Annotated in this window: 21 protein-coding genes; 9 read left to right on the plus strand and 12 right to left on the minus strand. The window is 72.6% G+C overall.

Annotated elements, in window-relative coordinates:
- Positions 1-240: 240 nt before the first annotated feature.
- From ppdK to ACFVSN_RS24120, 5 genes are all read right to left on the minus strand, one after another.
- Complete coding sequence (gene ppdK / locus ACFVSN_RS24100) at positions 241-2,949, minus strand: pyruvate, phosphate dikinase (RefSeq protein ID WP_387589078.1); 2,709 nt, start codon at positions 2,947-2,949, stop codon at positions 241-243.
- A 563-nt stretch (positions 2,950-3,512) separates the two neighbouring features.
- Positions 3,513-4,682, minus strand: coding sequence for a tRNA dihydrouridine synthase DusB (gene dusB / locus ACFVSN_RS24105; RefSeq protein WP_380445325.1), 1,170 nt, complete (start codon positions 4,680-4,682; stop codon positions 3,513-3,515).
- Between the two features lie 54 nt (positions 4,683-4,736).
- Entirely contained in the window at positions 4,737-5,570 is an 834-nt protein-coding gene (locus ACFVSN_RS24110; protein ID WP_380445324.1) for a DUF4097 family beta strand repeat-containing protein, read from the minus strand.
- A 2-nt stretch (positions 5,571-5,572) separates the two neighbouring features.
- On the minus strand, positions 5,573-6,217 hold the full coding sequence (locus tag ACFVSN_RS24115; protein WP_380445323.1) for a response regulator: 645 nt from the start codon (positions 6,215-6,217) through the stop codon (positions 5,573-5,575).
- A complete protein-coding gene (locus ACFVSN_RS24120; protein WP_380445322.1) occupies positions 6,205-7,431 on the minus strand; it encodes a histidine kinase in 1,227 nt (408 codons plus the stop codon). The genes ACFVSN_RS24115 and ACFVSN_RS24120 overlap by 13 nt, the downstream gene beginning before the upstream one ends.
- A 135-nt stretch (positions 7,432-7,566) precedes the next feature.
- Between ACFVSN_RS24120 and ACFVSN_RS24125 the strand changes: the two genes are divergently transcribed.
- Both ACFVSN_RS24125 and ACFVSN_RS24130 read left to right on the plus strand, forming a co-directional pair.
- Complete coding sequence (locus ACFVSN_RS24125) at positions 7,567-8,115, plus strand: hypothetical protein (RefSeq protein ID WP_387589070.1); 549 nt, start codon at positions 7,567-7,569, stop codon at positions 8,113-8,115.
- A complete protein-coding gene (locus tag ACFVSN_RS24130) occupies positions 8,112-8,543 on the plus strand; it encodes a hypothetical protein (RefSeq protein ID WP_387589067.1) in 432 nt (143 codons plus the stop codon). Before ACFVSN_RS24125 ends, ACFVSN_RS24130 begins: the two co-directional genes overlap by 4 nt.
- Here the strand turns inward: ACFVSN_RS24130 and ACFVSN_RS24135 are convergent.
- Positions 8,540-9,460 (minus strand): helix-turn-helix transcriptional regulator, encoded by a 921-nt coding sequence (locus tag ACFVSN_RS24135; protein ID WP_380445319.1) that lies wholly within the window; start codon positions 9,458-9,460, stop codon positions 8,540-8,542. The genes ACFVSN_RS24130 and ACFVSN_RS24135 overlap by 4 nt on opposite strands.
- A 102-nt stretch (positions 9,461-9,562) precedes the next feature.
- Here ACFVSN_RS24135 and ACFVSN_RS24140 point away from each other — a divergent pair, with 102 nt between their 5' ends.
- Complete coding sequence (locus ACFVSN_RS24140) at positions 9,563-11,023, plus strand: MFS transporter (protein WP_387589064.1); 1,461 nt, start codon at positions 9,563-9,565, stop codon at positions 11,021-11,023.
- Positions 11,024-11,160: 137 nt separating this feature from the next.
- On the opposite strand, the gene ACFVSN_RS24145 is transcribed toward ACFVSN_RS24140, so the two are convergent.
- Positions 11,161-11,670, minus strand: a complete 510-nt coding sequence (locus tag ACFVSN_RS24145; protein WP_380444824.1) for a hypothetical protein — start codon at positions 11,668-11,670, stop codon at positions 11,161-11,163.
- A 142-nt stretch (positions 11,671-11,812) separates the two neighbouring features.
- Here ACFVSN_RS24145 and ACFVSN_RS24150 point away from each other — a divergent pair, with 142 nt between their 5' ends.
- Complete coding sequence (locus ACFVSN_RS24150; protein ID WP_380498157.1) at positions 11,813-12,391, plus strand: NADAR family protein; 579 nt, start codon at positions 11,813-11,815, stop codon at positions 12,389-12,391.
- A gap of 220 nt (positions 12,392-12,611) precedes the next feature.
- Positions 12,612-13,667 (plus strand): hypothetical protein, encoded by a 1,056-nt coding sequence (locus tag ACFVSN_RS24155; protein ID WP_380500195.1) that lies wholly within the window; start codon positions 12,612-12,614, stop codon positions 13,665-13,667.
- Positions 13,668-13,743: 76 nt separating this feature from the next.
- On the opposite strand, the gene ACFVSN_RS24160 is transcribed toward ACFVSN_RS24155, so the two are convergent.
- Positions 13,744-15,126, minus strand: a complete 1,383-nt coding sequence (locus ACFVSN_RS24160; RefSeq protein ID WP_359969788.1) for a glycine--tRNA ligase — start codon at positions 15,124-15,126, stop codon at positions 13,744-13,746.
- 212 nt (positions 15,127-15,338) lie between these two features.
- Between ACFVSN_RS24160 and ACFVSN_RS24165 the strand changes: the two genes are divergently transcribed.
- From ACFVSN_RS24165 to ACFVSN_RS24180, 4 genes are read left to right on the plus strand one after another with little or no spacing between them, the layout of a single operon-like run.
- A complete protein-coding gene (locus ACFVSN_RS24165) occupies positions 15,339-16,367 on the plus strand; it encodes a metal ABC transporter substrate-binding protein (protein WP_387956561.1) in 1,029 nt (342 codons plus the stop codon).
- Positions 16,368-16,378: 11 nt separating this feature from the next.
- Positions 16,379-17,143, plus strand: a complete 765-nt coding sequence (locus ACFVSN_RS24170; protein ID WP_380444819.1) for a metal ABC transporter ATP-binding protein — start codon at positions 16,379-16,381, stop codon at positions 17,141-17,143.
- On the plus strand, positions 17,140-18,069 hold the full coding sequence (locus ACFVSN_RS24175; RefSeq protein ID WP_380444818.1) for a metal ABC transporter permease: 930 nt from the start codon (positions 17,140-17,142) through the stop codon (positions 18,067-18,069). Before ACFVSN_RS24170 ends, ACFVSN_RS24175 begins: the two co-directional genes overlap by 4 nt.
- A gap of 35 nt (positions 18,070-18,104) precedes the next feature.
- A complete protein-coding gene (locus tag ACFVSN_RS24180) occupies positions 18,105-18,515 on the plus strand; it encodes a Fur family transcriptional regulator (RefSeq protein ID WP_329931091.1) in 411 nt (136 codons plus the stop codon).
- A 73-nt stretch (positions 18,516-18,588) separates the two neighbouring features.
- Here ACFVSN_RS24180 and ACFVSN_RS24185 read toward each other — a convergent pair whose 3' ends face one another.
- From ACFVSN_RS24185 to leuA, 4 genes are all read right to left on the minus strand, one after another.
- The gene (locus ACFVSN_RS24185) at positions 18,589-19,425 is read right to left on the minus strand and encodes an isoprenyl transferase (protein ID WP_380444817.1); all 837 of its coding nucleotides are present in this window, start codon (positions 19,423-19,425) and stop codon (positions 18,589-18,591) included.
- Positions 19,426-19,429: 4 nt separating this feature from the next.
- Positions 19,430-20,176: a DNA repair protein RecO gene (recO, locus tag ACFVSN_RS24190; RefSeq protein ID WP_359969802.1), complete on the minus strand. Its 747-nt coding sequence runs from the start codon at positions 20,174-20,176 to the stop codon at positions 19,430-19,432.
- A 231-nt stretch (positions 20,177-20,407) separates the two neighbouring features.
- Positions 20,408-21,100 (minus strand): TerB family tellurite resistance protein, encoded by a 693-nt coding sequence (locus ACFVSN_RS24195; protein ID WP_380444816.1) that lies wholly within the window; start codon positions 21,098-21,100, stop codon positions 20,408-20,410.
- A gap of 240 nt (positions 21,101-21,340) precedes the next feature.
- Positions 21,341-23,137 (minus strand): 2-isopropylmalate synthase, encoded by a 1,797-nt coding sequence (leuA, locus tag ACFVSN_RS24200; protein WP_387956562.1) that lies wholly within the window; start codon positions 23,135-23,137, stop codon positions 21,341-21,343.
- Between the last annotated feature and the right edge of the window lie 306 nt (positions 23,138-23,443).

Here is a 23,443-nt window from a genome sequence, read left to right on the forward strand (position 1 = left end):
CCTGGCGGGTTTTTGGGGGTGGCGCCCGCCCCCCCCCCGCCCCCCCCGGGGGGGGGGCGGGGGGGGGGGGCCCCCCCCCCCCCCCCCCCCGGGGGGGGGGGGGCCCCCCCCCTGGGCCCCCCCCCCCCCGGCCGTGTTACGTACGCCGGTTCTCCTGCGCCGAGCTCCGGTGCACGCCCTCCCGGCGGGAGGGAGAGCGGTCAGTCGACCACGCGCTTGAGGAGGGGATGCCTCCCTGCCTCAGCGCGAGTCGCTGCCCGCCGTCTCGATGGCGGCGCGGCCTGCCTCCAGGCGCGCCACCGGGATCCGGAAGGGGGAGCAGGACACGTAGTCCAGCCCCACCTCGTGGAAGAAGTGGACCGACTCCGGGTCGCCGCCGTGCTCGCCGCAGACGCCGAGCTTGAGGTCGGGGCGGGTGGCCCGGCCGGCCTCGACGGCGTGCTTGACGAGCGAGCCGACGCCGTCGCGGTCGATGGTCTCGAACGGGGAGACCCCGAAGATGCCCTTCTCCAGGTAGGCGGTGAAGAACGAGGCCTCGACGTCGTCGCGGGAGAAGCCCCACACCGTCTGGGTCAGGTCGTTGGTGCCGAAGGAGAAGAACTCGGCGGCCTCGGCGATCTGACCGGCGGTCACCGCGGCGCGCGGCAGCTCGATCATGGTGCCGAGCTTGATGTCCAGGCTCACGCCGGTGGACTGGGCGACCTCGGCGAGCACGCGCTCGCACTCGTCGCGGACCAGCTCCAGCTCCTGGACGGTGCCGACCAGCGGGATCATCACCTCGGGACGCGGGTCCCCGCCGGCCAGCTTGCGCTCGGCGGCCGCCTCGGCGATGGCGCGCACCTGCATGCCGAACAGGCCGGGGATGACCAGGCCGAGGCGCACGCCGCGCAGGCCGAGCATCGGGTTCTGCTCGTGCAGCTTGTGCACCGCCTGCAGCAGGCGCAGGTCGTTCTCGTTCGGGTCCTTGCGGGCCTCGGCGAGGGCGACGCGCACCGACAGCTCGGTGATGTTCGGCAGGAACTCGTGCAGCGGCGGGTCGAGCAGGCGGACGGTGACGGGCAGTCCGTCCATCGCCTGGAACAGCTCCAGGAAGTCGCTCTTCTGCAGCGGCAGCAGGGTGGAGAGGGCCTGCTCGCGGTCCTTGTCGTTGTCCGCGAGGATCAGGTGCTCGACCTCCTTGCGGCGCTCCTCGCCGAGGAACATGTGCTCGGTGCGGCACAGGCCGATGCCCTGGGCGCCGTAGCGGCGGGCGCGCCCGCCGTCCTCGGCGTTGTCGGCGTTGGCGCGCACGGCCAGGCGGCGGCGGCCGTCGGCGTGCGACATCAGCCGGTGGACGGCCTGGACCAGCCCGCCCTGGACGTCGGCGCCGGCGTGCAGGGTGCCCTCGAAGTACTCGACCACGGGGGACGGCAGGACCGGTACCTCGCCGAGGTAGACCTTGCCGCTGGCGCCGTCGATGGAGACGACGTCGCCCTCGTGGACCACCAGGCCGTCGGCGGTGGTGAACTTGCGGGCCTTGGTGTCGACCTCCAGCTCCTCGGCGCCGCAGACACAGGTCTTGCCCATGCCGCGGGCGACGACGGCGGCGTGCGAGGTCTTGCCGCCGCGCGAGGTGAGGATGCCCTCGGCGGCGATCATGCCGTCCAGGTCGTCCGGGTTGGTCTCCCGGCGGACCAGGATGACCTTCTCGCCCGAGCGGGACCACTTGACGGCGGTGTAGGAGTCGAAGACGACCTTGCCGATCGCGGCGCCCGGCGAGGCGGCGAGGCCCCAGCCGATCTGCTTGGACTCGGGGGTCGGGGCGAAGCGCGGGAACATCAGCTGGGCCAGCTGGCCGCCGGTGACGCGCATCAGCGCCTCGTCCAGGTCGATCAGGCCCTGGTCGACGAGCTGGACGGCGATCCGGAAGGCCGCGGCGGCGGTGCGCTTGCCGACGCGGGTCTGCAGCATCCAGAGCTTGCCGCGCTCGATGGTGAACTCGATGTCGCAGAGGTCGCGGTAGTGGTTCTCGAGCTTCTGCATGATCGCCATGAGCTCGTCGTACGACTTCTTGTCGAGCTTCTCCAGCTCGGACAGCTGCAGGGTGTTGCGGATGCCGGCGACGACGTCCTCGCCCTGGGCGTTGGAGAGGTAGTCGCCGTAGACGCCCTGCGCACCCGTGGAGGGGTCGCGGGTGAAGGCGACGCCGGTGCCGGAGTCCTCGCCGAGGTTGCCGAAGACCATGGTGCAGACGTTGACCGCCGTGCCGAGGTCGTTCGGGATGCGCTCCTGGCGGCGGTACAGCCGGGCGCGGTCGCCGTTCCAGGAGTGGAAGACGGCGTGGACGGCGAGGTCCATCTGCTCGCGCGGGTCCTGCGGGAAGGCCCGGCCGGTCTCGCGCTCGACGATGCCCTTGAACACCTCGACGAGTTCCCGGAGGTCGGAAGCGTCCAGGTCCAGGTCGTTGACGGTGCCCTTGGCGTGCTTGGCCTCGTCCAGGGCCTCCTCGAACAGCTCGCCGTCGACGCCCAGCACGGTCTTGCCGAACATCTGGACCAGGCGGCGGTAGGAGTCCCAGGCGAAGCGCTCGTTGCCGGACTGGGCGACGAGGCCGACCACCGAGGTGTCGGACAGGCCGATGTTCAGGACGGTGTCCATCATGCCGGGCATGGAGAACTTGGCACCCGAACGGACGGAGACCAGCAGCGGGTTGTCGGCCTGGCCGAGCTTCTTGCCCATCTCCTCCTCGAGGGCGGCCAGGTGGGCGCTGATCTCCTCATGCAGGGAGGAGGGCTCACTGCCGGTCTCCAGGAAGACCTTGCAGGCCTCGGTGGTGATGGTGAACCCCGGAGGGACGGGGAGACCCAGGTTGGTCATCTCGGCCAGGTTCGCGCCCTTGCCGCCAAGAAGATCCTTGAGGTCCTTGTTTCCTTCGGTGAAGGAGTAAACAAACTTCTGCTGGGACGGCACGGGTCGGTCTCCTCGTACGCGGTTGCCCTGACGCCGGAGAACATACCCATTTCGAAGGTCTTTCTCTGCCCCCAATAGGCCGTACGAGGCCGGTACCCAGGGGTAACCCGCTAGATCGAATGCGCGTAACGGCGTTCACCTCTGGAGCCGAAATCGTCCGGCTGACGCGAGCCAGCATTCAAGTCTTGAAGGCATGGAAACGTGAAGATCACACGATCCGGACACACGGTAGCGGGTGGTGGTCGACCGCGTTGCCCCGGCTTGATTTCCTGCACCCGGATCGGCCGTCCGTGGCCGGGCGGCTTCGGGAAGCGATCCACGGCCGATCTGGCCATTTCGTCCACTGACCCCGTGTCAGTCCCGGCCGCGTGTGGCAAGTGTCACCAGCGCGTCGCGCCGGCCGAACGTAGTCCGGCTCCGACGATCGTCGCACTCCGTCCAGAATCGTGCTCGCTGAGTCATGATCCACTGCCAAAAGGGAGCCCTCCTGTCCAGATTGGACAAGAGGGCTGGGCCAGGGCGTCCGACCCCTCATGAGGGGCCATTTCGACGCTCCGTACAGATCATCCGCCAGAGGTGTCCGATTCGGCGTCCGCGCCCGGCCGGGCGCAGTCGTACGGATCGTCCAACCAGCCCTCGGGCAGGACCACGCGGTTGTTGCCGGCGGTCCGTCCGCGCGGGCCGTCGGCACCGGCCGGCCACGGCTGGGACTGCTCCACCAGGGCCAGGGTTTCGGCCAGTTCGGCCAGCGACGACGAGTTGGCCAGCCGCACCCGCAGCTCGGAACCGACCGAGAAGCCCTTGGTGTACCAGGCGACGTGCTTACGGAAGTCGATCACTCCGCGCGCCTCGTCGCCCAGCCACTCGCCGAGCAGCTGCGCGTGCCGGACCATCGCCGCGGCGACGTAGCCGAAGTCCGGGCGGGCGTAGTCGACGTCGCCCTCGAAGATCGAGACGAGGTCGCGGAACAGCCACGGACGGCCGAGGCAGCCGCGGCCCACCACGACGCCGTCGCAGCCGGTCTCGCGCATCATCCGCAGCGCGTCGTCCGCCGACCAGATGTCGCCGTTGCCCAGCACCGGGACGTGCGCCGGCACGGACTCGCGCAGCCGGGCGATCGCCGACCAGTCGGCCGTCCCGCCGTAGTGCTGGGCGGCGGTGCGCCCGTGCAGGGCGATCGCCGCCACGCCCTCCTCGGCGCCGATCCGGCCGGCGTCCAGGTACGTGAGGTGGTCGTCGTCGATGCCCTTGCGCATCTTCATGGTCACCGGCAGGGCGCCCGCGTTGGCGACGGCCTCGCGCAGGATCTCGCGCAGCAGGTTGCGCTTGTACGGCAGCGCCGAGCCGCCGCCCTTGCGGGTCACCTTGGGGACGGGGCAGCCGAAGTTGAGGTCGATGTGGTCGGCCAGGCCCTCGTCCGAGATCATCCGGGCGGCCTTGCCGACCGTCACCGGGTCCACGCCGTACAGCTGGATCGAGCGCGGCTTCTCGCTCGGGTCGAACTTGATCAGCTGCATGGTCTTGGCGTTGCGCTCGACCAGCGCCCGGGTGGTGATCATCTCCGAGACGTACAGGCCCTTGCCGCCGCTCTGCTCCCGGCACAGGGTGCGGAACGGCGCGTTGGTGATGCCGGCCATCGGCGCCAGCACGACGGGCGGCCACACCTGGATCGGGCCGATGTCCAGCGGCGCGAAGTCGGTGCTGGTCGCGGTGGGTGCGGGCGTGGCTGTCATGCGCGGCTGACCTCGGGAGCAGGGGACGGGACTCTCCATTGTCCCCCACCCGGCTCACCCGCTTCGGCCGTCCTCCCGGTAGCCGATCCGCAGCGAGCCCGACGCGACCGAGGCCCGGAGGCTGTCCGGGCTGGAGGCGTCGGACAGGTTCGGGTCGACGCTGCGGCTGCCCGAGCCGACCTGCCCGCTGAAGGCGTACCGGCTGCCCTTCGGGAGCGTCATCGTCGCCGAGCCGGAGGTGGTGCTCACGTCCACCGCGTGCGGGGCCCTGACGAAGTCCAGTTCCACGGAGCCCGAGGTGCTGCTCGCCTCCACCCGGCCCGAGCCGAGCTCCGTGCCCTGCACCATGCCCGAGGTGGTCCGGGTGTGGACCTCGCCGGAGAGGCGGCGCAGGTACAGCGCCCCGGAGGTCGCGTCCAGCCTGACCTCGCCGCTCAGGTCGGCCACGTCGACGCTGCCCGAGTCCACCGAGCCGGTCACCCCGGTGCCCTGCGGCACTTCCAGCTCGATCTCGGCGCCGCAGCTGAGGAACGGCAGCGGCTGCCGGCAGGACACGCCGACGACCAGGACGTCGCCCTCGATCACGGTCGAGACCTGCGGCGCGCGGAACGTGTAGTTCAGGTTCCTGCGGACCACGACCCGGTCGTCCTTGCCCGCCCTGACCTGCACGGACGCACTGCCCGTGGCCAGCTGGAGCTTGCGGACGACGACGTGGTCGTACGTCTTCTGCTCGGTCTTCTGCTGGCGCGCCACCAGGCCGAGGGTCTGCGACACGGCCGTGACCAGCAGGAACGCGAGGCTGAGCGAGCCGATGATCCGCCACGTCGCCGCCCGCCCCGGCACCCCGCGCGGCCCGGCGGGCCGGGCCTCCCCCGTAGCGTCCGCCATGGCTACCCGACCTCCAGGAAGCGCAGCACGGCCATCACCCGGCGGTGGCTGTCGTCGGCCGGCGGGAGGTCGAGCTTGGTGAAGATCGAGTTGATGTGCTTGGCCACCGCGCTGTCGCTGACCACCAGGGACGCGGCGATCGCGGCGTTGGAGCGGCCCTCCGCCATCAGGGCGAGGACGTCCCGCTCGCGCGGGGTCAGCTTCTCCAGCGGGTCCCGGTGGCGGCGCACCAGCAGCTGGGCGACGACCTCCGGGTCCAGCGCGGTGCCGCCCGCGGCGACCCGCTGGAGCGCGTCGAGGAAGTCGTCCACGTTGGCCACCCGCTGCTTGAGCAGGTAGCCGACGCCGCTGGTGTTGGTGGACAGCAGGTCGGCGGCGTAGCGCTCCTCGACGAACTGGGAGAGCAGCAGGACGGCCACCTCCGGCCACTGCCGGCGGATGACCATCGCGGCCTTCACGCCCTCGTCGTGGAAGCCCGGCGGCATCCGGACGTCCGCGACCACCACGTCGGGACGGTGCTCCTCGACGGCGATCAGCAGGGCTTCGGCGTCGCCGACCTCGGCCACGACCTCGAAGCTCACCGCCTCCAGCAGCTTGACCAGCCCGACCCTCAGCAGGACCGAGTCCTCGGCGATCACAGCGCGCACGGCAACTCCACGGTGAGTGTGGTGGGGCCCCCGAGGGGGCTCAGAACGGACAGCGTGCCGTCGACGGAGGCAGCGCGCTGGCGCAGACCGGTGAGCCCGCTGCCGCGCGTCGGATCGGCGCCGCCGACGCCGTCGTCGCTGACGACCAGGCGCAGCCTGCCCCCGGCCGTCCGCACCGACACGTCGACGCTCGTGGCGCGGGCGTGCTTGGCCACGTTGGTGAGCGCCTCGGAGACGGTGAAGTAGGCGACCGCCTCGACCGTCGGGGCGATCCGCTCGGCCAGTTCGACGTCCAGGCGCACCGGCAGCGGGGCCCGGGCGGCGATCCCGGACAGCGCCGCGTCCAGGCCGCGGTCCTCCAGGACTGCCGGGTGCAGGCCGCGGACCAGGTCGCGCAGCTCGTCGATGGCCGCCTGCGCCTCCTCGTGCGCGGCGACGATGACCGCCATGGCGTCCGGCGGGACGTCCTTGAGGGTGCGGCGGGCCAGGCCGAGGTTCATCGCGAGGGAGGTGAGGCGCTGCTGGGCGCCGTCGTGCAGGTCGCGCTCGATCCGGCGGCGCTCGGCGTCGACCGCGTCGACCAGGCCGGCCCGGCTCTCGGCGATCTCCTCGACCCGGCGCTCCAGCGCCTCGGCCCGGTTCGGGCCGAGCAGCTTCTGCGCGGCGCCGGTCTCCAGCCAGGCGGCCAGCGCGGCCAGCCAGGGTGACGCGGCCAGCAGCAGCACGCCGGCGGCGGTGAGCGCCACGTCCGTGCCGGCCAGTTCCCAGCGCAGCGGGGTGTCGACCGGCATCATCCACACCCAGCCGTACAGGGTGGCCAGCACCAGGCCGGCGCCCCAGCACCAGACGACGCACAGCGAGGCGAGCGCCAGGAGCGGGCCGACGAGCAGGTGGTAGCCGATCTGACGCCAGTTCACCCCGGTGCTCAGGTAGGTCAGCGGGCGGCCCCGGCGGGTCGCGCCGGGCGGGGGCGGCACGTCCACCCCGGCGAGGGCGCGCAGCCGGCCGCGCTGGGCGGCGGTGAGCGGGCGGGCGAGGACCACGACCAGGGCCGTGACCGGGAACAGCAGCGTCGGCTCGGTGACGGCCAGCCAGACCGGTGCGGCCAGCGGGATCCCGGCGGCTATGAGGCGGGTGTCCCGCCAGGCCGCCGCCGACCACGGAGGCCGCCGCAGGCTCCTGACGAGCGCTCGGCGCAGCGTGGTGGAGGGCATGGCCGACAGCGTAGAGGCCCATGATCGCCGGGCGCCATGAAGGGGTGTGCAGAACCGGGGTGTAGCTAGGTACACCCCCGGTTCGGGGTGGGGCACTACCGACAGCGGGGTGGCCTCGGCGGAAGGCTTGGGGACATGACGAGCACCGCATCGGACGAAGCCACTCCGCCGCACGGGCGGCCCGTCCCCGGGAATCACGGGGGTGTTCCCGGGGACGCGCTCCGCCGCGCGCCGGAGCCGGACGGGACGCTGCCGGCCGGGCCCGGGCCGTGGTCGGTGCGCAGCGTGCGCGCCGGCCGCGGCCGGGCCGCGCTGGAGGTGTACGAGCACGGCGAGCTGGCCGACGTCCTGGTCGCCGCCCGGCTCACGCCGCAGCTGCTGCGCGGGGCGCGGCGGACGGCGGACGGCGGCCGGGTGTCCCGCGTGCTCGCGTGGGGGCGGCTGGCGGCTGGCGGCGCAGCTCCGGCGGTGGTGTTCACCGGCGGCGGGTGGCTGCGCGGGCCGCGGGCCGCCGTGGCGGGTGAAGTCGTCGCGGTGGGCGGACAGTTCTGGCTCGCCTGGGCCGAGGGGCCGTTCACCGGGGTCGCGGTCACGGCTCCGGCCGCGGGCGCGTCGGCGGGCCGGGTCGAGCGGCTGGGGCTGGAGCGGGTGCGGGTCCGGGCGGCCGCCGGGGGTGCGAAGTGAGCACCGCGGTGCTGACCGGGCGTCCGGCCGCCGGTCCGTTCGTCCCGTCCATCCGTCCCGGCGCGCTGGACCGGCTCGACCGCCTGGTGCGGCCGGGCCGCTTCGAGCGGCTGCCCGCGCTGGCCGCCGTCGCGCTGCTGCCGTGGCTCGCGGTGCTCGCGGTCTGCCACGAGACGCCGTGGGTCGTCCTGGACCTGCTGGAGTTCGCCGCCCTGCTCACGCTCGATGCGGCCGTGCGGCGGCGCAGCGCCGGCGCCCGCTGGGCGGGCGGGGCGGTCGCGCTGCTGCTCGCCGGGGACGCGCTGGTGGACGTCGCCTTCGCCGGGCCCGGCCACGCGGTGCTCGCGGCGCTGGTCATGGCGGGCTGCGTCGAACTGCCGCTCGCCGCCGTGTGCCTGCTGCTCGGGCGGCGCGCCGCGGCCCGCTAGAGCTTGTTCGGCAGGAGGTTCATCAGCTCGCGGGTCCGCTCGTCGCGCGGGGTGTAGGTGATCATGCGCGATCCCATCCGGGGGCCCAGCCAGAAGTTGGTGTACTCGCAGTAGAGCATCCCGACGCCGGGCACCAGGAACCGCTTGACGCCGTTGCCCGGCCTGGCCACGTCGTGCCGCCGCCAGGCGGCCTCGAAGTCGGGCGAGGCCTTCTGCAGCCGGGTGACCAGCGACTTCCAGCTCGGATCCGAACCGTGGTCGGCCATCGCCGCGCGGAAGCGGGCCACGATCACGTCGCGTTCGGTCTCGTAGTCGACGAGCACCTCGCGGAAGCGCGAGGGCGTGAACGCCAGCCACATGAGGTTGCGGTCCTCGGGCGGCAGCGCGTCGAGGTCGCCGACGATGGCGGTGTACTGGGCGTTGTACGCGAGGATGTCGTAGCGGGTGTTGAACACCGCCGCCGGGTGGGGCGACATCTGCTCCAGCACCAGGCGCACGCCCGGGGTGACCGTCGGGCACTCCAGCACCGGCGCCGGGTCCTCCGCGCCGGCCAGCGTGAACAGGTGCGCGCGCTCGCTCGGGTCCAGGAGCAGCGCGCGGGAGACGGCGTCCAGCACCTGGGTGGAGACCTGGATGTCCCGGCCCTGCTCCAGCCACGTGTACCAGGTGACGCCGACGGCGGCGAGCTGCGCGACCTCCTCGCGGCGCAGCCCCGGCGTGCGGCGGCGGCCGGTGGGCGGAAGGCCGACCTGCTCGGGCGAGAGGCGTTCGCGGCGGCTGCGGAGGAAGGCGGCGAGGTCGTGGCGGCGGGCGTCTGCGGGCGTCGCGGCGGGAGCTGCAGCGGGCGCCACCGTCCGGGTGTGCGCGGAGGAGCCCCCCGCGGTGGGCGCGTGCGCGGCGGCGGTCGTCAGGCTCATGTGTTCTAGGATGCGACACCGCGGATCCTGTTGCCAGGTACTTCTTATACCTGGATAAGCACACTCTGGTACCAGGCTACGGCCGGGCGGATCGTATGACCCGTGACCCAACAACTCGCCGTCGCTCCCGCCCCCGTCCGCACCGCCACCACCCCCGGCACCGCGGCGACCGCTCCCCGCACCCCGTCCCTCGGCACCGCCGGCCTGATCACCGTCCTGCTCGGCGCCTTCCTGCCGATGCTGGACTTCTTCATCGTCAACGTGGCCCTGCCCACCATCGACCACGACCTCGCCGCCGGGCCCGCCGTCCTGGAGCTCGTCGCCGCCGGCTACGGCATCGCCTTCGCCGTCCTGCTGGTGCTCGGCGGACGGCTCGGCGACATCTTCGGCCGCCGCCGGCTGTTCGTCGTGGGCGCCGCCGCCTTCGCCCTCACCTCGCTCGCCTGCGGCCTCGCCCCGGGCGCGTGGTCCCTGGTCGCCGCCCGCGCCGCCCAGGGCGCCTCGGCCGCGCTGCTGATCCCGCAGGTCCTCGGCACCATCACCGCCGCGACCGACGGCGCCCGGCGCGGGCGGGCGCTCAGCGTCTACGGCGCCGTCGGCGGCATCTCGGTCGTCATCGGGCAGGTGCTCGGCGGCATGCTGATCGCGGCGGACGTCTTCGGCACCGGCTGGCGCTCCGTCTTCCTGCTGAACGTGCCGTTCGCGCTGCTCGCGCTGGTCCTCGCCGTCCGCTACGTCCCGGAGAGCCGCGCCACCCGGGCCGCCCGGGTCGACGTGCCCGGCACTGTCCTGCTCACCGCGACCCTGCTGTCCCTGCTCGTCCCGCTGATGGAGGGCCGGGCGGCCGGCTGGCCGGTGTGGTCCTGGGTCCTGCTGGGCCTGTTCCCGGTCTTCGCCGTCGCGTTCGCCCTGGTCGAGATCCGCGCCGAGCGCCGCGGGGACACCCCGCTCGTGCCGCCGACCCTGCTGCGCATCCCCGAGATGCGCCGCGGCCTCGGCATCGCGCTGCCCTACTTCGCGGGCTTCGGCGGCTTCATGTTCGTCATCGCCGTCGCCCTGCAGCAGGGGCTGGCGCTCGGCCCGGTCGCGTCCGGCTGGGCGCTCGTCCCGATGGCCGTCGGCTACTTCACCGCCTCGCTCTCCGGTCCGCGCCTGATCGGCCGGTTCGGCAGCCGGGTGCTCACCGCCGGGGCCGTCATCCAGGCCGTCGGCCTCACCACCCTGGCCGTCACCGTCCTCGCCGACTGGGCCGGCTTCTCGCCGCTGCGGATGGCCCCCGGGGTCGCGCTCGCCGGAATCGGCCAGGGCCTGATCGGCACCCCGCTCTTCCGGGTCGTCCTCTCCAAGGTGCCCGCCGCCCGGGCCGGCGTCGGCAGCGGCGTCCTCGCCACCGGCCAGCAGTCCAGCCTCGCCCTCGGCGTCGCGACCCTCGGCACGCTCTACCTGTCCCTCGCGCCCTCCCTGGGCATGGACCGGGCGCTCGCCCTGTGCCTCGGGATCCAGCTCCTGGGCTCGTTCACCATCCTGTACCTGACCACCCGGCTCCCCCGCTCCATCGGCTGAGCCCCCGGGTCACGCCCGTCGGCGCGGGCCCCGCAACCGGTACGCACCGGTGGCGGGGCCCGCGCCGTTTCCTCGCCGGAGAACGGCCGAGGGCCCGGATCGCGGGGATCCGGGCCCTCGGGGAGTCGAGTGCGGGCTCAGGCGGTGGCGGCCGGCTCGGCGTCCAGTTCGGCGAAGAACTCGTCGGCGATCGCGCGCGTGCGCGGCAGGTCGCCCAGCGGCTCGCCCACCACGCGGCCCGCCAGGTCGACGGCGACGGCGATGACGTCCTCCTTGAGCGCGGCCTCCGCGAGCACGCGGTCGGCCTCCAGCTGCACCTTGGCCGCCGCGACGATGCCGTCGCGCTGCGCCTGGCCCTCGGCGCGCACCGCCGCGATCAGGGCCGCGCCCTCCTCGGCGGCGTTCTGGCGGATCTCCGCGGCCTCGTGCCGGGCCGCGCTGAGCTCGGCCTGGAGCTGGTCGTGGACGGCCCGCGCCTCCGCCTGCGCGGCCTCCGCCCGCTCGGCCCCGCCCTCGATGGCGTCCGCACGGGCGGCGAGGTTCTTCTCGATGCGCGGCAGCAGCACCGCACCGAGAACGCCGAATATCAGGAAGAAGCAGAAGAGGCCGACGACGAGTTCAGCTGGATCTGGCTGCAGTGGTCCCATGCGGCGCATGCTAGTGGGAGCTCTCAACAGGCCGGGCGGCGCCCCCTTGGTGACGTCCGGTCAGCCTTGTCCCGCCAGGCTGCTCCGGGTCCGATCGAAATACGGTTGCGCCGCCTCCGGGACTTCGTGTCAGAATGACGATATGAGCAACGAGCACATGGGGGACCCGGTCGACACCCGCGACCGGACGGAGCTGGCGGCGCTCGTGGACGCCGGCGCCCGGCCGAAGTGGCTGATGTTCTGGGGGCACCGGGCCCGGCAGGACGGCGCGATCGGGCAGGGCGCGCTGAGCCAGTGGTGGCCGTGCCGGTTCACCGTGGACGGCGTGGAGTACGCGAGCGCCGAGCACTGGATGATGGCCGGCAAGGCCCGCATGTTCGGGGACGCCGCGATCGAGCGGCGCGTCCTGGCGGCCCGCACGCCCGCCGAGGCCAAGAAGCTCGGCCGACTGGTCGCGGACTTCGACGAGGCCACCTGGACGGCCGGGCGCTTCGAGCTCGTCGTGGCGGGCAACGTCGCGAAGTTCGGCCAGGACGAGGCCCTGCGCAGCTACCTGCTCGGCACCGCGAACCGCGTCCTCGTCGAGGCCAGCCCGGTCGACCGCGTCTGGGGCATCGGCCTCGCCGCCGACGACGAACGCGCGGAACGCCCGGCCGAGTGGCGCGGGGAGAACCTCCTCGGCTTCGCCCTCATGGAGGCCCGCGCCCGCCTCACCGCCTGAGGCCCGCGCCCGCCTCACCGCCTGAGGCCGGTCGCCCCTCGCCGCCTGAGGCCGGTCGCCTCCCCCGGAGCGCGACCGGCGCACTTCTCGCAACGACCGCCGTCCGCGCGCTCCTTGACACCAGCCGGAGACGGCTGGACGTGCCCCCGTAACCGCCCCGCCACATTCCGACACCAGGATGTCTCGCAGTCAGGGACCAGATGGACAGGGTGGGGCGATCATGCGCATGCGGTCGAGCGCGCAAGAAAGCGAACTGCAGGCTCACGAACTGCGCGCGGAGCTGGACGAGTTACTCCGCGCCAGCCGGTACGCCGGGCAGCGCGAGCGACGGCTCACCGAGGCGATACAGGCCTCCCCGGACCGGCAGTGGCCGGACGGGGAGCTCATGCGGCAGCTCGCCCAGGCGCGCACGCTGCGCGAGGGCCTGGGCGCCCGGTGCATCCAACTGAGCGACCAGCTGCAGCAGTTGGAGTTCGACCTGCGCCAGCACCCGGCGCAGGCGCCGCAATTCGCCACCCCGGAGCCGCCACCGCCGCGCCCGGACATCGGGGCGCTGGCGGGGCGGGTGACCACGCTCCACCGAAGCGGTGCCCTCACCGAGGTGGCCGACCTGCTGACCCAGGCCGCCGTCCGGCTCACCCCGGACGAGACCGCCCAGCTCGCCGGCCTCCTGGCCCGAAGAGGCCCGGGCGAGGCCTCCCGGCAACTCGCCCGCAGCGCCGCGCACACGGCCCCCGAGCACGCCGTCGCGGTGCTCGCCGAACTGCGCGAGGCGGGGCTCGCCGACGAGGCGGCCGAATTGTTCCACGCCTTCTGGGGCTACCCGGCCACCGCCCTGCCCGCCCTCCTCGCGGCCCTGGAGCACGCCGGCCAACTCGCCGACGGGGCCACGCTCCTGTGGGAGTGGGGCTCCGCCCCGACGCCCGAGCTGACCGTCCTCGCCGCCGGCCTCCGGCAGGCGGGCCGCCACAACGACGTCCGGACGCTGCTGCGCCAGGCCGCAGGCCGCCCGACGGCCGACCTCGCGGCCCTCGCGACGGACCTCCCGGCGCCCCTGCCCGCCGTGCTGCTGCACGAGCTCGCCGCGCTCCGCCCGCCCGTCGAACTCGTCCGGCTGGCGGCCTCGCTGGACCACCACCGCGGCCTCTACGACCTGCTCCTGTCCGCCCTGCACGCCGACCCGGCCAGGCACCGCGCGACCCTGGCCGCCCTCCGCGCGGCCGGCCTGCCGACCGAACCCGCCGTGCCCGCCCGCTCCCGCTGGGGCCGGCGGTAGGGCGCCGAGCCCGAACGCGAGGAAGCCCCCGCCCGTCCCGCAGGACGAATGGGGGCTCCCCGGAGAGCGAGCGGCCTCAGCAGCCGATCAGGCGCGCGGCCAGGTACGACTTGACCTGGTCGAGCGAGACGCGCTCCTGCGCCATGGTGTCGCGCTCGCGCACGGTCACCGCGTTGTCCTCAAGGGTGTCGAAGTCGACGGTGACGCAGAACGGCGTGCCGATCTCGTCCTGGCGGCGGTAGCGCTTGCCGATGGCGCCGGCGTCGTCGAACTCGACGTTCCACGCGGTGCGCAGGTCGGCGGCGAGGCCGCGGGCCTTCGGGGACAGCTCGGCGTTGCGCGACAGCGGCAGGACGGCGACCTTGACCGGGGCCAGGCGCGGGTCGAGCCGCATGCCGACGCGCTTCTCCAGGACGCCCTTGGCGTTGGGCGCCTCGTCCTCGAAGTAGGCGTCGATCAGGAAGGCCAGCATGGCGCGGTTGAGGCCGGCCGCCGGCTCGATGACGTACGGGAAGTACCGCTCGCCGCTCTCCTGGTCGAAGTACTTGAGGTCCTGGCCGGAAGCCTCGCTGTGCACCCGCAGGTCGTAGTCGGTGCGGTTGGCGACGCCCTCGAGCTCGGAGAACTCGCTACCGCCGAAGTTGAAGCGGTACTCGATGTCCACCGTGCGCTTGGCGTAGTGGGAGAGCTTCTCCTTCGGGTGCTCGAAGAAGCGCATGTTCTCGGTGCGCAGGCCGAGGCCGACGTACCAGTCCCAGCGCTGCTGGAGCCAGTACTCGTGCCACTGCTCGTCCTCGCCCGGCTTGACGAAGAACTCCATCTCCATCTGCTCGAACTCGCGGGTGCGGAAGATGAAGTTGCCGGGGGTGATCTCGTTGCGGAAGCTCTTGCCGGTCTGGGCGATGCCGAACGGCGGCTTCTTGCGCGAAGTGGTCTGGACGGCCTTGAAGTTGGTGAAGATGCCCTGGGCGGTCTCGGGGCGCAGGAAGGCCAGGCCGCTGGCCTCCTCGGTGACGCCGAGGTGGGTCTTCAGCATGCCCGAGAAGTCCTTGGGCTCGGTGAACTGGCCCTTGGTGCCGCAGTCGGGGCAGTTGACGTCCTTGAGGCCGTTCGGCGGCGGGAAGCCGTGCTTGGCCTCGTACTTCTCCTCAAGGTGGTCGGCGCGGTGGCGCTTGTGGCAGGAAAGGCACTCGGTCAGCGGGTCGTTGAAGGTGGCGACGTGGCCGGAGGCCTCCCACACCTCGCGGGCGAGGATCACCGACGAGTCCAGTCCGACGACGTCCTCACGGGCCTGCACCATCGTGCGCCACCACTGGCGCTTGATGTTCTCCTTGAGCTCGACGCCCAGCGGCCCGTAGTCCCAGGCGGCACGCGTACCGCCGTAGATCTCGCTGCAGGGGTAGACGAAGCCACGGCGCTTGCTCAGGCTGACGATCGTGTCGATCTTGTCGGCGGCCACAGTGCTCTCTTCAGTACGTAAGGCACGGTCAGGGCACGGCTGGTTGCTCGTACCCGAATACCTCAGATTACCGGCCCCATGGGTACGGGGTTCAAATCGGTATCGTCGGACCGGCCCCACTGATTCCCATCGCACCACCCGAGCCGGTCACCCGCCGTTCACCCACCCGAGTGATTTGACAATCGTTTCCAATCAAGATGAGAATGATTGTCATGATGATCCGACGACACGCTCGCACCTCCATAGCCTTGGCCGCCACCACGATCGCCGCCGCGCTCACGCTCACCGCGTGCGGCGGCAGCAGCAGCGCCAAGGACGCGGACGGCAAGCTGAACGTCGTCGCCTCCTTCTACCCGATGGAGTTCCTCGCCCAGCAGATCGGCAAGGACCACGTCGCGGTCACCGACCTCACCGCCCCTGGCGTCGAGCCGCACGACCTGGAGCTCACCGCCAAGCAGGTCGCGAGCGTCCAGAAGGCCGACGCGATCCTCTACCTCAAGGGCCTGCAGCCGACCGTCGACCAGGCCGTCGGCCAGTCCTCCGCGAAGGCGAAGATCGACGCCACCGCCGCCAGCCCGCTGGTCGACCACCACCTCGACGAGGACACCGCCGCGGGCGACGGCCACAAGCACGACGGCCCGGCCGGCGACCCGCACATCTGGCTCGACCCGGCCCGCTACGCGGCGATCGCCAAGAGCGTCGGCGACTCCTTCGCCAAGGCCGACCCGGCCCACGCGGACGACTACCGGAAGAACACCGACGACCTCGTCAACCGGCTCGGCGCCCTGGACAAGGAGTTCCAGACCGGGCTGAAGGACGCCAGGACCAGGACCTTCGTCACCAGCCACGCCGCCTTCGGCTACCTCGCCGACCACTACGGCCTCACCCAGGTCGCCATCAACGGCGTCGACCCGGAGTCCGAGCCCACCCCGGCCCGCCTCGCCGCGGTGCAGAAGGCCGCCAAGGACAACGGCGTCACCACGATCTTCTTCGAGGCCCTCGTCGACCCCAAGCTCGCCAACACCGTCGCCAAGGACCTCGGTCTCAAGACCGCGGTCCTGGACCCGCTGGAGGGCGTCAAGGACCCGGCCAAGGACGACTACCTGAGCGTGATGCGGCAGAACCTGGCCAACCTCCAGGCCGCCCTGGGCGCAGCTCCTGCCGCCGCCCCGACCGGCACCGCCCCGACGACGGACGCCCCGGCCACCTCCGCCCCGACCCCCGCGCCCACCGCCAGCTGACGGGACCCCCGATGAACCACCCGATACCCCCGGCCGTCCGCCTCCACAGCGCCGTCGCCTCGCGCGGCGGCCGGCCGGTGCTGCGCGGGATCGACCTCACGGTCGAGCCCGGCGAGGTCGTCGCCCTGCTCGGCGCGAACGGCTCCGGCAAGTCGACCACCGTCAAGACCGTGATCGGCTCCGTCCCGCTGGAGCAGGGCGCGCTGGAGCTGTTCGGCATCCCCTTCGCCAAGTTCCGCGCCTGGCACCGGATCGGGTACGTCCCGCAGCGCACCACCGCCGCCTCCGGCGTCCCGGCGACGGTGCGCGAGGTCGTCTCCACCGGACGGCTCCCGCAGCACCGCCTGCTGCCGTTCCGCCGCAGGGACCGGGACGCCGTGGACCGCGCGCTCGCCGCCGTCGGCATGCTCGACCGGGCCGGGGACGGCGTCGGCGACCTCTCCGGCGGCCAGCAGCAGCGCGTGCTCATCGCCCGCGCCCTGGTCGGCTCCCCCGACCTGCTGATCATGGACGAGCCGATGGCCGGCGTCGACGCCGCCAGCCAGCAGGTGCTCGCCGACACCCTGCGCGCCGAGGTCGCCCGCGGCGCCTCCGTGCTCCTCGTCCTGCACGAACTCGGGCCGCTGGAGCCGCTGATCGACCGCGCCGTGGTGCTCCGGGATGGCTGCGTCGCGCACGACGGCCCGCCCGTGCCAAACACCGGCCTGCACGCCCTGCCCGGCCACGACCACGTCCACCCGCACGCCGACCACACCCCGCCGAGGCTGCTCGCATGACCGAGATGCTCTCCTACGACTTCATGCAGCGCGCCCTGCTCGCCGCCGTACTGGTCGGGATCACCGCCCCCGCCGTCGGCATCTACCTGGTGCAGCGCCGCCAGGCCCTGATGGGCGACGGCATGGGCCACGTCGCGATGACCGGCGTCGGACTCGGCTTCATCTTCCAGACCAGCCCGGTCTGGATGGCCGTCCTGGTCTGCGTGCTCGGCGCCGTCACCATGGAGCTCGTCCGCTCGCGCGGCAACCAGCGCGGCGACATCGCCCTCGCGATGCTCTTCTACGGCGGCATGGCCTGCGGCAAGCTCCTCGTCTCGCTCTCCGCCCAGGCCGGGGCCGGCTCGCTGGAGAGCTACCTGTGGGGCTCCATCCTCACCGTCGCCCCCGCGGACCTCGCCGCGATCGCCGCACTCGGCGCGGTGGTCATCGCCGTCACCGTCGGCCTGCGCCGCCAGCTCTTCGCGATCTGCCAGGACGAGGACTTCGCCCGGGTCACCGGCCTGCCGGTGCGCACGCTCAACCTGCTGCTCGCGGTCATGGCCGCGGTCACCGTCACCGTCGCCATGCGGGTCGTCGGCCTGCTGCTGGTCAGCGCCCTGATGGTGGTCCCGGTGGTGGCCGCCCAGCAGCTCACCCGCTCCTTCGCCGCCACCCAGGCGGCCTCGATCGCGCTCGGCGTGGTCGTCTCGCTGGCCGGCGTCACCGGCTCCTACCAGCTCGACGTGCCCTCCGGCCCGGCCATCGTGCTGCTCGCCATCGCGGTCTTCGCGGTGTTCAGCGCGATCGCCGCGCCGCTGGCCCGACGCCGCCACCGGGCGGGCGCCGACCCGGGGCCGCGCGAGTGCGACGTCCAACTGCCCGGACGGGCTTCTTCGAACACCTCTGACGCGGGCACGCCGGAGGGGCGGGCGGGGCTGGCACAATGAGGTGCGAGACGCCCACCACCCCAGGAGGACCCACGGTGACCACCGCCGGCCCGTCGCCGCGTGCCCGATCGACCCGGCAGCGTGCCGCCGTCTCGGCGGCCCTGGACGAGATCGAGGACTTCCGCAGCGCGCAGGAGCTCCACGACATGCTCAAGCACCGCGGAGACTCCGTCGGGCTGACCACGGTCTACCGCACGCTCCAGTCCCTCGCCGACGCCGGCGAGGTCGACGTGCTGCGCACCGCCGACGGCGAGGCGGTGTACCGGCGCTGCAGCAGCGGTCACCACCACCACCTGGTCTGCCGGCACTGCGGCGCGACCGTCGAGGTCGAGGGCCCGGCGGTGGAGCGGTGGGCCAACTCCGTCGCCTCGGAGCACGGGTTCAGCGACATCGCGCACACGCTGGAGATCTTCGGCACCTGCGCGGAGTGCGCCAAGAAGGCCTGACGGGCCGCACACGCCTGACGGAACGACGGAAAGGCCCGTGGGAACGGATCCCACGGGCCCTTCCGTCGTGTCCTCAGCGCTGCGCGGGGACTCCCTGCGCGGGCACCTCGTTCGGGATGGCCCCGCCGAAGCGCCGGTCGCGCATCGCGTACTGCTCGCAGGCACGCCACAGGTCGCGGCGGTCGAAGTCCGGCCAGAGCACGTCCTGGAACACGAACTCGGCGTAAGCGGACTGCCAGAGCAGGAAGTTGGAGGTGCGCTGCTCGCCGCTGGGGCGCAGGAACAGGTCCACGTCCGGCATGTCCGGGTGGTACAGGTACTTGGCGATGGTCTTCTCGCCGACCTTCTTCGGGTCGAGCTTGCCGGACGCGACGTCGGCCGCGATGGCCTGCGCCGCGTCCGCCAGTTCGGCCCGGCCGCCGTAGTTGACGCACATGTAGAGCGTGACGGCGTCGTTGTCCTTGGTCTGCTCCTCGGCGACCTTGAGCTCCTGGACGACGCTCTTCCACAGCTTGGGCATCCGGCCGGCCCAGCGCACCCGCACGCCCATCGCGTCCATCTCGTCGCGGCGGCGGTGGATGACGTCCCGGTTGAAGTTCATCAGGAACTTCACCTCGTCGGGCGAGCGCTTCCAGTTCTCGGTGGAGAACGCGTACAGCGAGATGTTCTTCACGCCGAGCTCGATCGCGCCCTTGAGCACGTCCAGCACGACCGCCTCGCCGACCTTGTGGCCCTCGGTGCGCGGCAGCCCGCGCTCCTTGGCCCAGCGGCCGTTGCCGTCCATCACGATGGCGACGTGGTTCGGCACCAGCTCGCCGGGGATCTTCGGGGGCCGGGCGCCGCTGGGGTGCGGGGTCGGGGGGAGGTACTCCCGCTGCTTGCCGCCGCCGAAGAGCCGTCGCGCTGCCATGTGCTCACTTCTCCACGTATCTCATCGAGCGGATTCCCCGCTCCAGGTGCCACTGCAGATAGGCCGCGACGAGGCCGCTGCCCTCCCGCCAGTACCGCGGCTCGCAGGAATCCGCCGTCTGCCAGTCGCCCGACAGCAGCGCCCCGAGCAGTACCAGTGTCTCAGGGGAGGGTACGGCACATCCGGGCACTCGGCAGTCCGCGCACAGCACCCCGCCCGCCGGGAGCGAGAAGAAACGGTTCGGCCCGTCCAGCCCGCACTTGGCGCAGTCGGTGAAGCTCGCGCCGTACCCGTTCACCGCGAGCGAGCGCAGCAGGAAGGCGTCCAGCACCAGGTGCGACTCGTGCAGCCCGGCCGCGAGCGTGCGCAGACCCCCCACGAGCAGCAGGTACTGCTGGACGGCCGGCTCGCCCTCGTTCTCGGCGAAGCGCTCGGCCGTCTCCAGCATCGCCGTCCCGGCGGTGTACCGGCCGTAGTCGGTGACGATCGAACCGCCGTACGGCGCGATCGTCTCGACCTGGGTGCACAGCGGCAACCCGCGGCCGATCAGCTCACTCCCCCGGCTGAAGAACTGCACGTCCACGTGCGAGAACGGCTCCAGCCGGGCGCCGAACTTGGACTTGGTCTTGCGCACCCCGCGCGCCACCGCGCGCACCTTGCCGTGCTGGCGGGTCAGCAGGGTGATGATCCGGTCGGCCTCGCCGAGCTTCTGCGCCCGCAGCACCACTCCGTCGTCCCGGAACAAGCTCATGCGCCCGCCTCGCTACGCTCGGCAGGGGCATTCGCCCACTCGCACCTGTTCAATGACTCGCTCGCTCCGCCATGCCCACCATTGTCGCCCACCCGGGCGCAGCCGTGTGCCCGCACCCAGGCCGTGGGGGAGGACCTGTGCGGTGCGGGTCACGGCGGGCCCGGAGGGGGGAGACGGGCCCGTTTGTGGGGGTTGGTGATGGCTCTGCGGCAGTGTGTGGAGAGAGCAGGTCTAGTACGGCGCCCGGGTGGCCGCCTCCAGCAGCGCCGAGACCCGGGTCTGGGGCAGGTCCAGGCAGCGCCCGACCGCGGCCAGCGCCTCCCGCTCCTGCGGCAGGTAGCGCCCGTCGGCGAGCGCGATCGCCGCGCCCTGGAGCAGCAGCCGCTCGCGGCCCTGGTGCGCCAGGTGCGGGGCGAGCGGTTCGAGCACCGCGTGCAGTTCCACGGCGAGGCCGCCGGCCTCCCCCAGCCTCCGGCCGGGAGGTGCCCCCAGGTCCTGGGCGTCGTAGAGTTCGCCGCCGAGCCCGGACAGGGCGGCGAGCGCGGCCAGCACCTGGGCCTCGCCGCAGTCCTCGAACCCGGCCTCGCGCACCGCCGCGCAGGCGGCCTCGCGGGCCGCGCGGTGGGCGGTGCCGCCGGCCGCGAGCAGGGCCAGCGCGATCGTGTACTGGGCGTCCCGCAGCATGCCGCCGAGCCGGACGCAGGTGGGCTGTTCGAGGCTCTCGACCCCGTACCGGCCGTCGCAGCCGGTGCACTGCACGCTGCCGATCACCGGTCCGAGCGGGAGCACCGGGGTGCCCAGCAGCCGCAGCCACCGCCGGCCGTGCTGCCGGCGGTAGTTGCGGTCCCCGCCGCAGCCCGGGCAGAAGAAGTCACCGAGAACGTCGGTCCGCCACCTCGGGCGAACACCCCACAAGCTGGTCACGGCGCCACTCCCCAGACATGGCAGGCGGCCTGCACAACTATGGGCAGGTCACGCGACCGGACACCGAGGCCGTCCCACCGACCCGGCTTTCCGGTGGATCGATGTTGCCACGCCCGGAGGCGGGTGTCAGTACCCCGAACGCCTTCCGGAGCGAAAAAATGTGGCCCAGGACACAGTCGGGGCGGGCAACGCCGAGGGCCGCCCCGCAGGACGGCCCTCCGTGCGTGCCACTCGTACGAACTACCCGCGCTGCGCCCGGTTGACGGCGCTGATCATCGCCTTCAGGGACGCCAGCACGGTGTTGGCGTCGATGCCCACGCCCCACAGCACCTTGCCGTCCACCGCGCACTCGACGTACGCGGCGGCCTGGGCGTCGCCGCCCTCGCTCAGCGCGTGCTCGGAGTAGTCCAGGACGCGCACGTCCACGTCGATCCGGCCCAGCGCGTCGGCGAACGCGGAGACCGGGCCGTTGCCGACACCGGTCAGGGTGACCGGCACGCCGTCCACCACGGCCCCGGCGATCAGCGCGTCCCGGCCGTCCTCGGTGGTCAGGGTGCGCGAACCGCTCAGCGTGATCCGGCCCCACGGGTTGTCCGTGGTCGGCAGGTACTCGTCCTCGAAGACCCGCCAGATCTCGGCCGGGGTGACCTCGCCGCCCTCGGCGTCGGTCTTGGCCTGGATGATCCGGGAGAACTCGATCTGCATGCGGCGCGGCAGGTCCAGCTTGTGGTCGTTCTTCAGGACGTACGCGACACCGCCCTTGCCGGACTGGCTGTTGACCCGGATGACCGCCTCGTAGGTGCGGCCGACGTCCTTCGGGTCGATCGGCAGGTACGGCACGCCCCAGGTGTGCTCCGCCACCGGCACGCCCGCCGCCTTCGCGTCCGCCTCCAGGGCGTCGAAGCCCTTCTTGATGGCGTCCTGGTGCGAGCCCGAGAAGGAGGTGTAGACCAGGTCGCCGGCGTACGGGTGGCGCGGGTGCACCTCCATCTGGTTGCAGTACTCGGCGGTGCGGCGCACCTCGTCGATGTCGGAGAAGTCGATCTGCGGGTCGACGCCCTGCGAGAACAGGTTCATGCCCAGGGTCACCAGGTCGACGTTGCCGGTCCGCTCGCCCTGGCCGAACAGGCAGCCCTCGATGCGGTCCGCACCGGCCATGTAGGCCAGTTCGGCGGAGGCGACGGCGGTGCCGCGGTCGTTGTGCGGGTGCACCGACAGACAGACGAACTCGCGGCGCGACAGGTTGCGCGACAGCCACTCGAACTGGTCGGCCTGGACGTTCGGGGTGGCCCGCTCGATGGTGGCCGGCAGGTTCAGGATGATCTCGCGGCCCTCGCCCGGCTGCCAGACGTCCATGACCGCCTCGCAGACCTCCAGCGCGAAGTCCAGCTCGGTGTCGACGAAGATCTCCGGCGAGTACTGGTAGCCGAAGACGGTGTCCTCGCCCAGCAGCTTCTCCGCGTACTCCATCACCAGCCGGGTGCCGTCGGTGGCGATCGCCTTGGTGGCCGCCATGTCGTTGCGGAACACCACCCGGCGGAAGAGCGGCGCGGTCGCGTTGTACAGGTGGACGGTCGCGCGCGGGGCGCCGACCAGCGACTCGACGGTCTTCTCGATCAGCTCCTCGCGGGCCTGCGTCAGCACCGAGATGGTGACGTCCTCGGGGATCGCCCCCTCCTCGATCAGCGACCGTACGAAGGCGTGGTCGGTGGCCCCGGAGGACGGGAAGCCGACCTCGATCTCCTTGTAGCCCATCGAGACCAGCAGGTCGAACATCTTGCGCTTGCGGGCCGGCGACATCGGGTCGATCAGCGCCTGGTTGCCGTCCCGCAGGTCGGTGGACAGCCAGCGCGGCGCCTTGGTGATCACCTTGTCCGGCCAGGTGCGGTCGGGCAGGTCGACCGTGCCGAACGGCAGGTAGCGCCCGTGGCGCATGCCGGACGGCTGCTGGCGCACGCTCGCGGCGGTGATCGGGGTGGGACGGTCGACGAAGGCCCGGCCGGCGGGGATGGGCGCGGCGGAGGTCTGCTCGGTCATGGAACGGCTCTCGGCTTCCTGTGGGTGCGGGGCTGGTCGGGTCCTGTGAAAGGGGGGAAAACACCGACTGGCCGGCCTGCTGCCGCTCACGATCCGCCGTTGGACCGCCGGATGACGCGCACAGCTCGATCCCCGCGGCGAGGGAGCCGGCCCCAGTGGACTACAGGCCCTCGACGCGGCAGCTAAGAAGAAGCAGCCCGTTGCGCATGATGATCCCCAGCGTAACCGAGGCACGTGCGCCCCCGAAGTGATCCGGGCAACCTTCCCACTCCTTGAGACGGCGGCACCGGCGCCTCCGCTTGCGCG

The organism is Kitasatospora sp. NPDC057904, assembly GCF_042887925.1.
GTDB lineage: Bacteria > Actinomycetota > Actinomycetes > Streptomycetales > Streptomycetaceae > Kitasatospora.